The organism is Cellulomonas sp. GbtcB1 (assembly GCF_019091725.1).
GTDB lineage: Bacteria > Actinomycetota > Actinomycetes > Actinomycetales > Cellulomonadaceae > Cellulomonas.
The window spans coordinates 1-282 of the sequence record NZ_JAGXJG010000213.1 but is presented as its reverse complement, the minus strand read 5'-3'; the positions used below and the strand labels follow the sequence as shown (position 1 = coordinate 282).

1 pseudogene is annotated in these 282 nt (G+C 78.0%); it reads left to right on the top strand.

From position 1 onward, the window contains the following. Positions 1-84 precede the first annotated feature (84 nt). Positions 85-228, top strand: a pseudogene (locus KVT14_RS20325) (DNA-binding response regulator); the annotation flags it as partial. Between the last annotated feature and the right edge of the window lie 54 nt (positions 229-282).

Genomic DNA, 282 nt, shown 5'->3' with positions numbered 1-282 from the left:
CCCTGCGCCGGCACCCCCGGCCCCTCCCCCCCCTCCCGCGCCTTCCCGCGCCCTCGCTCGACCCGCCCCGGCGGAGGAGCCCGCGTGACCACGACCGAGGACGGCGCGGCCTCCGCGCCGATCCGCGTCCTGCTGGTGGACGACCAGCCCCTGCTGCGCATGGGCTTCCGCCTCGTGCTCGACGACGAGGACGACCTGACGGTCGCCGGCGAGGCGGGCGACGGCGCCTAGGCGCTGCGGCAGATCGCCGCGCTCGACCCCGACGTCGTGCTGATGGACGTC